This window comes from Bradyrhizobium sp. NBAIM14 (assembly GCF_020193895.1).
Classification (GTDB): Bacteria; Pseudomonadota; Alphaproteobacteria; order Rhizobiales; family Xanthobacteraceae; genus Bradyrhizobium; species Bradyrhizobium yuanmingense.
The window spans coordinates 201,542-213,514 of the sequence record NZ_JADYVQ010000003.1 but is presented as its reverse complement, the minus strand read 5'-3'; the positions used below and the strand labels follow the sequence as shown (position 1 = coordinate 213,514).

Genomic DNA, 11,973 nt, shown 5'->3' with positions numbered 1-11,973 from the left:
GCATCGCAAAACCACCTTGCGCTATCGTTCGCATCGCACAGGGAAGCGATGCCGATGCAACTTTGCCTGCGAATGGCGGCTCTCGCGCCACTCGTCCTTGCCGGCTGTGCCGAGCAGGACGCCGAGTGGGCGCAGCGCGGACGAGCCAGCTTGATCGGTCTCGACCAGTCGGCGATCCGCATGTGCGCCGGCCTGCCGGCCGGAACCGCCAAGGACGGTTCGGGCGAGATCTGGATGTACGAGCACGCGGCGAGCCCTCCCGGCGGCATCGCGCCGCCCACGCTCACGCTTCCGCCCGGCCTGAATATCGGAGGCCAGGCGCCTTCGGGCTATTGTCGCGTGCAGTTGCGCTTTGCTCGCGGCAAGGTCACCGAGGTGCAATATGCCGGGAATACCGACATCGGAAATGCGCGTGACGCCGTCTGCGGCCAGATCGTGCGGACTTGCCTCGGCTACGCGCCGGGCGGCCGCGACACCGTCGCGCGGACGTCACATCAGTAGCGCAACGCGTCCGATCGCCTTGCGGTCGAGCAACAACCGCATCGCCTTCGCATAGTCCTTAAGCGGCAGGCGGTGCGAGACGTTGGGGCGCAGCTTGCCCTCCTCCGCCCATTGCAAAAGCGCCTTCAGGCGGACCTCGCCGAGCGCAGGATTCTTCCGCACCGCTTCGCCGGCGCGTACGCCGAGCACGCTGGCGCCCTTGATCAGCAACAGATTGGTCTTGGCCGAGCCGATGCCGCCGGTGAAGCCGATCACCAGGAGCCGCGCGCCCCAGGCGATGCAGCGCATCGAGTCTTCAAAGACCTCGCCACCGACGGGGTCGAACACGACGTCGGCGCCGCGGCCGTCGGTGATGCGCTTGACGGCATCGCGGAACGGCTCGCGGTCGTAGCGGATGAGATGATCGGCGCCGCGCGATTTCGCGATTCTGAGCTTCTCGTCGCTGGAGGCGGTCGCGATCACGGTCGCGCCCAGCATCTTGCCGATCTCGACGGCGGCAAGGCCGACGCCGCCGCCGGCGCCGTGGACCAGCAGCACCTCGCCGGGCGTGACCCGGCCGCGATCGATCAACGCGTGATAGGCCGTGCCGTGGCCGGCGAGATAGGTGGCAGCCTCCGCATAGTCGAAGGTGGACGGCATGGGAGTGAGCTGCGACGGCATCACCACCGCTTCATCCGTGAAGGCACCAAAGCGCATCTTCACGATGACCTTGTCGCCGACGGCAACGCCGCTTGCCTCCGATGCCACCTCGGTGACGTCGCCGGCCGCTTCCATGCCCGGCGTGAACGGCAGCTCCGGCTTGAGCTGGTATTCGCCGGCGGCCATCAGCACGTCGGGGAAGTTCAGCCCGGCGGCGCGGATGGCGACGCGCACCTCGCCCGGCCTCAGCGCGCGCGACGGAAACTCCTCCAACAGCAAACGCTCGGGCGCGCCGAGTTCGCGGCAGACGACGGCGCGCACCATCAGGCCGCGCTCGCCTTGCTGCGCAAAAGCGCTTCGCGGATCAGCGGCAGGCGGTCATTGCCGAAATACATGTCGGTCTTGTTCACGAAGATCGTCGGCGAGCCGAAGCCGCCGCGCGCGATGACCTCCTCGGTATTGGCCTTGAGCTGGTCCTTGATGCCCTGCTCGGCAATACCGGCGAAGAACTTCTGCTCGTCGATGCCGACCCTCCTGCAGATCTCCGCAAGCACCGCGTCCTGCGAGATGTCCTTGTCCTCGCCCCAATAGGCCTCGAACACTGATGTCGCGAACGGCACCATGTCCTGACCGAGCCAGAGGCAGCCGCGCATCACCTTGACGCTGTTCACCGGGAACACCGTCGGTGGCATCTTGATGGCAAGACCCGCCGAACGTGCCCAGTCGGCGAGGTCCTTCTTCATGTAGCGCGCCTTCAGCGGCACCGGCTTCTCGCGCTGCGCGTAGACGCTCGGATTGACCGAATTGAAGATGCCGCCGACCAGGATCGGCCGCCAGGTGATGTCGGCTCCGAACTCCTTGGCGAGCGGTTGGATGTTGTGGAAGGCGAGATAGGTCCAGGGGCTGGAGCAGTCGAAGAAGAATTCGATCATGGGGGTTCCTTTTTGCTGTCATTCCGGGGCGCGCCCCCTTTGGCGCGAGCCCGGAATCCATTTCGCCTCTCGGTACGCTGCCTGATGGATTCCGGGTTCGCGCTTCGCGCGTCCCGGAATGACGAGTCACTTCCTTCCCAGCACTTCCTTAGCCCGTTGCCCGAACATGATCTTGCGTGATTCCTCGTCGAACGGCTCTTTCACGAATTTTCCGATCGCAAGCCCCGCCTGCACCTGCGGCCTTGCCCGGACCTCGGCATACCAGCGTTTCACATTGGGATAGTCGTCGAGCGTAAAACCCTGCGCCTTGTGGGTCATGGTCCAGGGGAAGCAGGCGATGTCGGCGATGGAATAGTCGCCGGCGACATAGGCGCCGGTCCTGGCCAATTGGCAATCGAGCACGCCGTAGAGCCGCGCCGCCTCGTCGCGATAGCGCTCGATTGCGTAAGGGATCTTCTCGGCCGCATAGAGCGCGAAATGGCCGTGCTGACCGAGCATCGGCCCGAGGCCCGCCATCTGCCACATCACCCATTGGATCGTGCTGGAGCGGCCGCGCCAATCGGCGGGCAGGAAGCGGCTGGTCTTCTCCGCGAGATAGATCAGGATCGCGCCGGTCTCGAACGCCGAGAACGGCGCGCCGCCATCAGCGGGCTCGTGGTCGACGATCGCGGGAATGCGGTTGTTCGGAGAGATCGCCAGGAACTCAGGATTGAACTGCTCGCCGGCGCGGATGTTCACGGGGATCACCCGATAGGGAAGCCCGAGCTCCTCCAGCATGATCGAGATTTTCCAGCCGTTCGGCGTCGGCGCGTAATAGAGGTCGATCATGGGCCTTCCCTTGCGCCGTCCCTATCGCTGCCGCCAGCCAATGACGACTTTTGTTGTTCTGTACCTCGACGTTAGGACATGGCAGGAAGGGGCGCAACAACCCGCCGGGAGGGCCGCCATGCTGTTTCCAACCACGATCGCCGGCTCCTTGCCGAAGCCGGAATGGCTCGCCGAGCCGAACATGCTCTGGGCGCCCTGGAAGTCCGAAGGCGACGAGCTCGCCCGCGCCAAGCGCGATGCGACGCTGATCTGGCTGAAGATCCAGGAGGACGCCGGCATCGACATCGTCACCGAAGGCGAACAGGCCCGGCAGCACTTCGTGCACGGCTTTCTGGAGAAGATCGAGGGCATCGATTTCGCCCACAAGGTCGAGATGGGCATCCGGAAAGACCGCTACAAGGCGATGGTGCCGCAGGTGGTCGCGCCGCTGCGGCTGAAGGACCGCGTCCATGCCTTCGAGGCGCGCGTCGCGCGCACGCACACCAGGAAGCAGCTGAAATTCACCCTGCCCGGCCCGATGACGATCATCGACACCATTGCCGACCGCTATTATGGCGACAGGGTCAAGATGGCCTTTGCCTTCGCCGAGCTCTTGAACGAGGAAGCCAAGGCCTTGCAGGCCGACGGCGTCGACCTCGTGCAGTTCGACGAGCCCGCCTTCAACGTCTACATGGACGAGGTCAACGATTGGGGCATCAAGGCGCTGGAGCGCGCCGCGGAGGGCCTCACCTGCGCCACCGCCGTGCACATCTGCTATGGCTACGGCATCAAGGCCAATACGGACTGGAAGGAGACGCTCGGCAGCCAATGGCGGCAATACGAGCAGATCTTTCCGGCCATCGACGCAAGCCCGATCCAGCAGGTCGCGATCGAGTGCCGCAATTCCAAGGTGCCGCTCGACCTGCTCGCGCTGCTGAAGAACAAGATCGTGCAGGCCGGTGTCATCGACGTCGCCAGCGACACGGTGGAGACGGCCGAGGACGTCGTGAAGGTGATCGAGGCGGTGTCGCAATTCGTGCCCAAGAGCAACATCATCGCCACCACCAATTGCGGCATGGCGCCGATGCGGCGCGAGATCGCCGAAGCCAAGCTGGTGGCGCTTGGCGCCGGCGCGGCGCTGGCGCGCGAGAGGCTGGGGTGATGGCGGTGATCCGCAGGTCGCTCGGCTAGTCCGGAGCGGTCGGATGCAACGCCGGTCGATATCCGGCGCTGAACGCCCGTAATGTGGATGGAGGCGTCAGCAGCATCGCACTCGACAGTTCGTGCTCGGTACGGGCATAGCCGGCTGGCGACCAAAGCAGCGGCCGGCCTTTCGTCACAAGATAGCTCTGCTCGCCCTGCTGCACCATCACGCCATCGGGTAAGTCTGCGAGCGGCCCTCGCAGTGGGTGCAGGCGCTTACGGCCGTGATCCAGACGCTCCAGGTGCAGCTTTGCGTCCATCGACTTTGCGCTCACCTTGCTTGCGCCGTTTCCCCTCTCCCATGCCGCGCGAAACCGGTTGGCATCGTCACGCCGGCAGAAGAAGCATGGGCGATGTCCGGCAGCAAAGGCGGTGGCTTCGTCGAGGAAGAACAGCTCGGTCCAGCTCCGCCGCGCCATCACCGGCCGCCGCCAGCCGCGGAATTCGCACAGGCATGTGATCCAGGCCGGCGTCGACCAGCGCTTCTTCAACAGCGTCTTCGTCGCGGGATCGTGGATGATGCCGCGATTGCCGGTGAACAGGCCGCGGTGTGGGGTGGCGATGATGTCGCCGGTGGGCGTGACTCGGTTCTGGAGGGGGCGAGTGGCGAATGGCGAATGGCGAATGGGGTCGGTGTTACTCGCCATTCGCTACTCGCCATTCGCTCTGGTCACGCCGCGCCGTCGCGCAGCGGCGGGTGGTAGGACAGTGCTGTGTCCCAGGGGAAGAAGATCCAGGTGTCCTGCGAGACTTCGGTGATGAAAGTGTCGACCAGCGGGCGTCCCATCGGCTTGGCGTAGACGGTGGCGAAATGCGCATCGGGCAGCATCTCGCGCACCATCCTGCCGGTCTTGCCGGTATCGACGAGGTCATCGACGATCAACAGGCCCTTGCCGGTGCCGCCGCCGAGCGTCATTGTCGCCTCGGAAATGCCCTTGAGCACCTGGAGCTCGCCCTGCTTGTTGTGGTCGTAGCTGGCGACGCAGACCGTATCGATGACGCGCACCCCTAACTCGCGCGCCACGATCGCGGCGGGCACCAGGCCGCCGCGGGTGATCGCAATCACCGCATGGAACGGACCGACCTCGTTGAGCCGCCAGGTCAGCGCCCGGCAATCCCGGTGGAACTGGTCCCACGAGACGGGGAAGGCCTTGCCTGCCCGCTCCTGCGCACTCAGTTCCGGTGCTTCACCAGCCATCGCCTGTCTCCTGCAATCTCGTCCGGCAATTCCCTGCTAGCGGTTGACGTTCAATCCCGCCAGCATTTCCTTCACCGCGGCCATTGCCGCCGCGAGCTTCTCGGGATCGCGCGAGCGCACCACCAGATTGGTGTTGGGCTTCTGCTCCTCGTCCATGAAGGGATAGCTGCCGATGATGGTGTCGGGATGGGCGGCAGCGATCGCCCGCAGCGGCCCGCCGATGTCGCCCTCGCGCGCATTGGCACGGACGGAGTCCGACAGCATGCGCACGCCCGACTTCAGCTTGGGCGAGACGATGTCCATCATCGCTTGCATGATCGAGGGCACGCCGGCCATGACGATGACGTTGCCGATCTTGAAGCCGGGGGCGAGGATGGTCGCGCTCTGGATCAGCTCGGCGCCCTCGGGAATGCGGGCCATGCGTAGTCGGGCCTCGTTGAGGTCCTGCTCGCTCCAGCGCTCGCGAAAGCGGGCGACCACTTCCGGATGATGGTCGATCCCGACGCCGAACGCCTTGGCGACGGCATCTGCGGTGATATCGTCATGGGTCGGCCCGATGCCGCCCGTGGTGAAGACGTAGGTGTAGCGATGCCGCAATGCATCCAGTGCAGCGATGATATCCGGCTCGTCGTCGGAGACGATGCGGACCTCCTTCAGGTCGATGCCGATATTGGTCAGGTATTCGGCGATGAAGCCGATATTCTTGTCCTTGGTCCGGCCGGACAGGATTTCGTCTCCGATGACCAGAATGCCCGCCGTGACGATCTCGCTCATGCCTTAAGTCCCTCACCTGTGACGCCGACTTTGCCGAGGTAACGCGTTGAAGTCACGCGGTTTTGCTTCTGAAATAAGCAGTCTTCAGCCATTTTTTCAGGCACGCCGCCGGCCGTCGCCGGCAAATGCCCCCTCTCCATGCTTATCGCGCTGGCCCGGCCCTTGCTACCACATGAAAGTCATGCACTGTTGACGCATGGCCACAGGACGTTGCGGTCTCATCAAGGCTGACGCGACCTGGCGCATGGCGCAACGCCTGGGGAGACAAGTCGGGATCTATGGCAGTCGCGTTTGACGAAATGAACATTCCCGGCGGGGACCTCCGCCCCGCCTATCAGGAGCTGGCGCGCTGGCTCAAGGAGACGCCTCCCGAGGCGCTCGAATATCGCCGCCAGGAGGCCGAGCTCCTGTTCCGCCGGATCGGCATCACCTTCGCAGTCTACGGCGATTCCGAGTCCACCGAGCGCCTGATCCCCTTCGATGTGATTCCGCGGATCATGTCCGGCAAGGAATGGGCGCGGCTGGAGAAGGGCCTGAAGCAGCGCGTGCGCGCGCTCAACATGTTCCTGCGCGACATCTATCACGGCCGCGACATCCTCCGCGCCGACATCGTGCCCGACGATCTGATCTTCCAGAACCCGGTGTTCCGGCCCGAGATGAACGGCCAGCAGGTGCCGCACGACGTCTACGTGCACATCGCCGGCATCGACATCGTCCGGGTCGACGCCGAGGACTTCATCGTGCTGGAGGACAACGCCCGCACGCCGTCGGGCGTGTCCTACATGCTGGAAAACCGCGAGATCATGATGCGGCTGTTTCCGGATCTGTTCGCCCGCCACCGGGTGGCGCCGGTCGAGCGCTATCCGGACGAGCTGCTCGCAGCGCTCCGCTCGGTCGCGCCGCAAAGCGCCTCCGGCGAGCCGACGGTCGCCCTGCTCACCCCGGGCGTCTACAATTCGGCCTATTACGAGCACTCCTTCCTCGCCGACAAGCTCGGCATCGAGCTGGTCGAAGGCCGCGACCTTGTCGTCAAGAACAACGAAGTGTTCATGCGGACGACGGAAGGGCTGAAGCGGGTCGACGTGATCTATCGGCGCGTCGACGACGACTTCCTCGATCCCCTCACCTTCCGTCCCGATTCGGTGCTCGGCGTGCCCGGACTGATGTCGGCCTACGCGGCCGGTAACATCACGCTCGCCAACGCCGTCGGCACCGGCATCGCCGACGACAAGGCGATCTACTCCTACATGCCCGACATCGTGAAATTCTATCTCGGCGAGGAGCCGATCCTAAAGAACGTGCCGACCTGGCGCTGCCGCGAGCCGAAGGACCTCGCTTATGTGCTGGACAATCTTAGTGAGCTCGTCGTCAAGGAAGTGCACGGCTCCGGCGGCTACGGCATGCTGATCGGCCCCGCCGCGACCAAGGCGACGATCGAAGCGTTCCGCGACAAGCTCAAGCGCGAGCCGGAAGGTTTCATCGCCCAGCCGACCCTGGCGCTCTCGACCTGCCCGACCTGCACGGCGTCGGGCCTCGCTCCACGTCACGTCGATCTTCGCCCCTTCGTGCTCACGGGCAGCAAGAGCACGACCATCGTGCCGGGCGGGCTCACCCGCGTCGCGCTCAAGGAAGGCTCCCTGGTGGTGAACTCGAGCCAGGGCGGCGGCACCAAGGACACCTGGATTCTGGACGAGTAGAGAGATGCTGTCGCGTACCGCCGAAAACCTCTACTGGCTCGCCCGCTACGTCGAACGGGCCGAATATCTCGCGCGCACCATCGATGCGACGCTGCGCGTCACCGCGCTTCCCGCCGCCTATATCGGCAAGACCAATGAATGGGATTCGGCGCTGCTCACGGCCGGGGTCGCCGCGAGCTTCTATCAGGCCTATGAGGAAGCCAACGAGCACAACGTCGTCGAGTATCTCTCGTTCTCCCAGAACAACCCGTCCTCGATCCGAAACTGTATCGAAGCGGCGCGGCTGAACTCGCGCTCGGTGCGCACGGCCCTCACCAGCGAGATGTGGGACACCATCAACTCGGCCTGGATCGAGCTTCAGGCGGTGTGGAGCAAGGGCACCTCGACGCGCGAGGACCTGGCAAAATTCCTGCGCTTCGTGCAGGAGACCTCGCTGCGTTTCGACGGCTCGGCCTATCGGACCATGCTGCGCAACGACGCCTATTGGTTCTCGCGCATGGGCGTGCACCTGGAGCGCGCCGACAACACCGCGCGCATCCTCGACGTGAAGTATCACGTGCTGCTGCCCGAGGAGGAGCATGTCGGCGGGCCGCTCGACTTCTACCAGTGGAGCTCGATCCTGCGCTCGGTCTCGGCGCTGACAGCCTATCATTGGGTCTATCGCGAGACGCTGAAGCCCTGGCTGATCGCGGACCTCCTGATCCTCAACGACACGCTGCCGCGCTCGCTCGCCAGCTGCTACGGCAACCTCGTGCGCAACCTCGACCAGATCGGCGTCGCCTATGGCCGCCAGGGCCCGGCCCAGCGCCACGCCCGCGGCATCCGCAACCGGCTGGAACACAGCAACATGAACGACATTTTCCAGCATGGCGTGCATGAATTCATTCAGGAATTCATCGCGGACAATTCCAGGCTGGGCGAAATCATCACGAAGCAGTATTTGATCTAATGTCGCTCGACTGACGACAGGGGATATTGTCATGGCCGGGCAAGAGCGCGAAGCGCGTCTTCGCGCTAGATGTCCCGGCCATCCACGTTCTTGCTTTTGCGCGACGAGGAAGAACGTGGATGCCCCGGGACAAGCCCGGGCATGACGAGCTTCTTTGCGACGGCAGTCACGCCTTACAACAAACGACACGGTCCACCATGCGCCTGCGAATCCAGCACACCACGACCTATCGCTACGAGCCGCCGGCCACCAGCGTGATCCAGATCCTGCGCATGACGCCGGGCAGCCATGACGGGCAATACGTCGCGGAATGGCAGATCGACGTCTCCACCGACACCAAGCTCGACATGCATGAGGACGCGTTCGGCAACGTCACCCACGTGCTGTCCTGCGGGCCGGTCGGCGACATCCAGATCATTGCCGAAGGGCTGATCGAGACTCACGACACCGGCGGCGTGCTGCGCGGCAGCGACGAGCGTTTTCCCCCCGGCATGTTCCTGCGCGTCACCGACCTCACCTCGGTCAATCCGGCGATGACGGCGGTCGCGCGCCAGTTGCGCAGCGAGGCCGAGAGCGACACGCTGGGCTTCCTGCACACGCTGATGACGCAGGTGACCGATCACATGACGTTCGACGAGGACCCCACCAACAGCGGCACGTCCGCAGCGGAGGCGTTCACACTCAAGCGCGGGGTCTGCCAGGACTACGCGCACATCTTCATCGCCTGCGCCCGCGCCGGCGGCGTGCCGGCGCGCTTCGTCTCCGGACATTTCCTGCGTGCGGACGACACGGTGCACCAGGACGCCGGCCATGCCTGGGCAGAGGCCTACGTGCCCGATCTCGGCTGGGTCGGCTTCGATCCCGCCAACAGCATCTGCGCCACCGACGCGCATGTCCGCCTCGCGATCGGGCTTGACTATCTCGGCGCGGCCCCGGTGCGCGGCACGCGCTACGGCGGCGGCACGGAAACGCTGACGGTGGCGGTGAAGGTCGAACAGGCCGGCCGCGGCGGGCAGTCGCAATCGCAATCCCAGCGGCAGAGCTAGGAGCCGCCAGCCGAACACATTCGGCATGCTACAATCGCGGGATCGGATCAGACCCGCGAGGTAGCCATGGCGACTGTGAAACTACTTTCGGATGATGAACTCTCGGCCGAAGCGCGCGCCGTTTTCGACGATATCCGCAAGGTGCGGAAATCGGACTTCGTCAACAATTTCTGGCGCGCGCTGGCGCATGATCCGAAGACGCTGCGGCGGACCTGGGAGAGCATCAAGGAGGTGATGGCTCCCGGCGCGCTCGATCCCAAGGTCAAGGAAATGCTCTACGTCGCGGTGTCGATCGCGCATGGCTGCAGCTATTGCATCCACTCCCACACGGCCGCGGCACGGGCCAAGGGCATGAGTGAGGCCGAATATGGGGAGCTGCTCGCCATCGTCGGCATGGCCGCGGAGACCAACCGGCTGGTGACGGCGCTCGGCGTGCCGGTTGATGAGGCGTTTCTGGTCGACGCAGCTGACTAGCTTGCCGTCTCGCACCGTCATTCCGGGGCGCGCGTAGCGCGAACCCGGAATCCATCTGGTCGCAGAGTTGGTGGAGGAATGGATTCCGGGCTCGCGACTTCGTCGCGCCCCGGAATGACGGGCTTAATCGGGGGTTGGAGTGGCCCTTGAAATTGGCTAGTAATTCCGCGCAAACGCGTTCGGGGACTGGAAATGACCTATTGCTGCGGAATCCTGGTTCGGGACGGTCTGGTGATGATCGCCGATACCCGCACCAATGCCGGCCTCGACAATGTCTCAACCTTCCGCAAGCTGCACATCTTCTCCAAGCCCGGCGAGCGCATCATGGCGATCGCCAGCGCCGGCAACCTCGCCATCAGCCAGTCGGTGCTGTCGACGCTGACCGAGGGCCTCGAAGATCCCAATACGGGCGAGATCGAGACGCTGATGAACGCGCCGACCATGTTCCAGGCCGCCCAGCGCATCGGCCGGGCGATCCGGGCGGTGCATGCCACCGAAGGGCCGGCGCTGAAATCCGAGGACGTGTCCTTCGACGTCTCCTTTCTGTTCGGCGGCCAGATCAAGGGCGCGCGGATGCGCCTGTTCATGGTCTACACCGCCGGCAATTTCATCGAGTGCACCACCGACACGCCGTACCTGCAGATCGGCGAGCACAAATACGGCAAGCCGGTGCTCGACCGCGCCATGCATTACGACGTCGAGCTCTATGAGGCGCTGAAGACCGGCCTGATCTCGATGGACTCGACGATGCGCTCGAACCTCGGCGTCGGCCTGCCGATCGACGTGCTGGTGGTGCGCAACGATGCCTGCGAGGCCGATCTCAACCACCGCATCGAGGCAGGCGAGCCCTATTTCCACGACCTGCGCTCGCGCTGGTCGGCGGCCTTGCGCGCGGCGCATCAGAACATTCCGCGCCCGCCCTACAAGAACGACAAAGAACCCAAAACCTGACAGCAGAAGAGAAAAGGCAGGAAACGATGAGTGAAGCGAAAAAGATCGCATTGGTGACGGGCGCCGGCACCGGCGTCGGGCGCGCGGCGTCGCTGGCGCTGATGAACACCGGCTTCACCGTGGTGCTCACAGGCCGCCGGCTCGACATGCTCGAGGAGACGGCAAAGCTCGGTCCCGCGGGAAAAAGCCTCTGCGTCACCGCCGACATGACCAAGCCGGACTCCATCGCCGCGCTGTTCGACAAGGTGAAGGCGACCTACGGCCGGCTCGACGTGCTCTTCAACAATGCCGGCATGGGCGCGCCGGCCGTCAACTTCGAGGATCTCAGCCTCGAGCAATGGCAGGCCGTGGTGAACACCAACCTCACCGGCCCGTTCCTGTGCACCCAGCACGCCTTCCGCATCATGAAGGATCAGACCCCGCGCGGCGGCCGCATCATCAACAACGGCTCGATCTCGGCGCACGCGCCGCGGCCATTCTCGGCGGCCTACACCTCGACCAAGCACGCCATCACCGGCCTCACCAAGGCCAGCAATCTCGACGGCCGCATGTATGACATCGCCGTCGGCCAGGTCGACATCGGCAATGCCGCAACCCCGATGACCGACCGCATGGTCAACGGCCCCGGCGTGCTGCAGCCCGACGGCACCACCAAGCACGAGCCGCGCATGGACGCGAAAGCAGTCGGCGATGCCGTGGCCTACATGGCCGGCCTGCCGCTCGATGCCAACGTGCTGACCATGACGGTTATGGCGACCAAGATGCCGTTCGTCGGGCGGGGCTGAACAAAAAAGCGCGAAAA

The 11,973-nt window shown here is 64.7% G+C and carries 14 protein-coding genes; 8 read left to right on the top strand and 6 right to left on the bottom strand.

The window, feature by feature from the left end:
* Positions 1-54: 54 nt before the first annotated feature.
* Positions 55-501 carry a hypothetical protein gene (locus I6F28_RS09930; RefSeq protein ID WP_225114408.1) on the top strand — a complete coding sequence of 149 codons (447 nt, stop codon included), beginning with the start codon at positions 55-57 and terminating at the stop codon, positions 499-501.
* On the opposite strand, the gene I6F28_RS09925 is transcribed toward I6F28_RS09930, so the two are convergent.
* The 3 genes from I6F28_RS09925 to I6F28_RS09915 form a co-directional block, all read right to left on the bottom strand.
* Positions 490-1,464 (bottom strand): NADPH:quinone oxidoreductase family protein, encoded by a 975-nt coding sequence (locus I6F28_RS09925; protein ID WP_225139805.1) that lies wholly within the window; start codon positions 1,462-1,464, stop codon positions 490-492. The two genes, I6F28_RS09930 and I6F28_RS09925, sit on opposite strands and share 12 nt — an antisense overlap.
* Complete coding sequence (locus I6F28_RS09920) at positions 1,464-2,072, bottom strand: 2-hydroxychromene-2-carboxylate isomerase (RefSeq protein WP_225139804.1); 609 nt, start codon at positions 2,070-2,072, stop codon at positions 1,464-1,466. Before I6F28_RS09920 ends, I6F28_RS09925 begins: the two co-directional genes overlap by 1 nt.
* Positions 2,073-2,198: 126 nt before the next feature.
* Positions 2,199-2,900: a glutathione S-transferase N-terminal domain-containing protein gene (locus I6F28_RS09915; protein ID WP_225139803.1), complete on the bottom strand. Its 702-nt coding sequence runs from the start codon at positions 2,898-2,900 to the stop codon at positions 2,199-2,201.
* A gap of 118 nt (positions 2,901-3,018) precedes the next feature.
* Between I6F28_RS09915 and I6F28_RS09910 the strand changes: the two genes are divergently transcribed.
* Complete coding sequence (locus I6F28_RS09910) at positions 3,019-4,041, top strand: methionine synthase (RefSeq protein ID WP_225139802.1); 1,023 nt, start codon at positions 3,019-3,021, stop codon at positions 4,039-4,041.
* A gap of 25 nt (positions 4,042-4,066) precedes the next feature.
* Here I6F28_RS09910 and I6F28_RS09905 read toward each other — a convergent pair whose 3' ends face one another.
* The 3 genes from I6F28_RS09905 to I6F28_RS09895 are packed head-to-tail and all read right to left on the bottom strand — an operon-like array spanning position 4,067 to position 6,054.
* A complete protein-coding gene (locus I6F28_RS09905) occupies positions 4,067-4,729 on the bottom strand; it encodes a hypothetical protein (protein ID WP_225132682.1) in 663 nt (220 codons plus the stop codon).
* Between the two features lie 23 nt (positions 4,730-4,752).
* Complete coding sequence (gpt, locus tag I6F28_RS09900) at positions 4,753-5,280, bottom strand: xanthine phosphoribosyltransferase (RefSeq protein ID WP_036015348.1); 528 nt, start codon at positions 5,278-5,280, stop codon at positions 4,753-4,755.
* Between the two features lie 36 nt (positions 5,281-5,316).
* On the bottom strand, positions 5,317-6,054 hold the full coding sequence (locus I6F28_RS09895) for a competence/damage-inducible protein A (protein ID WP_225139801.1): 738 nt from the start codon (positions 6,052-6,054) through the stop codon (positions 5,317-5,319).
* A gap of 278 nt (positions 6,055-6,332) precedes the next feature.
* Between I6F28_RS09895 and I6F28_RS09890 the strand changes: the two genes are divergently transcribed.
* The 6 genes from I6F28_RS09890 to I6F28_RS09865 all read left to right on the top strand — a co-directional run bounded on the left by I6F28_RS09890 (position 6,333) and on the right by I6F28_RS09865 (position 11,956).
* Positions 6,333-7,751, top strand: coding sequence for a circularly permuted type 2 ATP-grasp protein (locus I6F28_RS09890; RefSeq protein ID WP_036015353.1), 1,419 nt, complete (start codon positions 6,333-6,335; stop codon positions 7,749-7,751).
* Positions 7,752-7,755: 4 nt separating this feature from the next.
* Complete coding sequence (locus I6F28_RS09885) at positions 7,756-8,700, top strand: alpha-E domain-containing protein (protein WP_036015356.1); 945 nt, start codon at positions 7,756-7,758, stop codon at positions 8,698-8,700.
* Between the two features lie 197 nt (positions 8,701-8,897).
* On the top strand, positions 8,898-9,746 hold the full coding sequence (locus tag I6F28_RS09880; RefSeq protein WP_036015358.1) for a transglutaminase family protein: 849 nt from the start codon (positions 8,898-8,900) through the stop codon (positions 9,744-9,746).
* Between the two features lie 66 nt (positions 9,747-9,812).
* Positions 9,813-10,220, top strand: a complete 408-nt coding sequence (locus tag I6F28_RS09875) for a carboxymuconolactone decarboxylase family protein (RefSeq protein WP_109143279.1) — start codon at positions 9,813-9,815, stop codon at positions 10,218-10,220.
* 192 nt (positions 10,221-10,412) lie between these two features.
* Positions 10,413-11,171 carry a proteasome-type protease gene (locus I6F28_RS09870; RefSeq protein ID WP_036015360.1) on the top strand — a complete coding sequence of 253 codons (759 nt, stop codon included), beginning with the start codon at positions 10,413-10,415 and terminating at the stop codon, positions 11,169-11,171.
* A gap of 26 nt (positions 11,172-11,197) precedes the next feature.
* A complete protein-coding gene (locus I6F28_RS09865; RefSeq protein WP_008563019.1) occupies positions 11,198-11,956 on the top strand; it encodes an SDR family oxidoreductase in 759 nt (252 codons plus the stop codon).
* Positions 11,957-11,973 lie beyond the last annotated feature (17 nt).

Coding starts and splice junctions, on each gene's coding strand:
- I6F28_RS09930 (WP_225114408.1), top strand. CDS start 55: ATGCAACTTTGCCTGCGAATGGCGGCTCTCGCGCCACTCGTCCTTGCC.
- I6F28_RS09925 (WP_225139805.1), bottom strand. CDS start 1,464: ATGGTGCGCGCCGTCGTCTGCCGCGAACTCGGCGCGCCCGAGCGTTTG.
- I6F28_RS09920 (WP_225139804.1), bottom strand. CDS start 2,072: ATGATCGAATTCTTCTTCGACTGCTCCAGCCCCTGGACCTATCTCGCC.
- I6F28_RS09915 (WP_225139803.1), bottom strand. CDS start 2,900: ATGATCGACCTCTATTACGCGCCGACGCCGAACGGCTGGAAAATCTCG.
- I6F28_RS09910 (WP_225139802.1), top strand. CDS start 3,019: ATGCTGTTTCCAACCACGATCGCCGGCTCCTTGCCGAAGCCGGAATGG.
- I6F28_RS09905 (WP_225132682.1), bottom strand. CDS start 4,729: ATGGCGAGTAACACCGACCCCATTCGCCATTCGCCATTCGCCACTCGC.
- gpt (WP_036015348.1), bottom strand. CDS start 5,280: ATGGCTGGTGAAGCACCGGAACTGAGTGCGCAGGAGCGGGCAGGCAAG.
- I6F28_RS09895 (WP_225139801.1), bottom strand. CDS start 6,054: ATGAGCGAGATCGTCACGGCGGGCATTCTGGTCATCGGAGACGAAATC.
- I6F28_RS09890 (WP_036015353.1), top strand. CDS start 6,333: ATGGCAGTCGCGTTTGACGAAATGAACATTCCCGGCGGGGACCTCCGC.
- I6F28_RS09885 (WP_036015356.1), top strand. CDS start 7,756: ATGCTGTCGCGTACCGCCGAAAACCTCTACTGGCTCGCCCGCTACGTC.
- I6F28_RS09880 (WP_036015358.1), top strand. CDS start 8,898: ATGCGCCTGCGAATCCAGCACACCACGACCTATCGCTACGAGCCGCCG.
- I6F28_RS09875 (WP_109143279.1), top strand. CDS start 9,813: ATGGCGACTGTGAAACTACTTTCGGATGATGAACTCTCGGCCGAAGCG.
- I6F28_RS09870 (WP_036015360.1), top strand. CDS start 10,413: ATGACCTATTGCTGCGGAATCCTGGTTCGGGACGGTCTGGTGATGATC.
- I6F28_RS09865 (WP_008563019.1), top strand. CDS start 11,198: ATGAGTGAAGCGAAAAAGATCGCATTGGTGACGGGCGCCGGCACCGGC.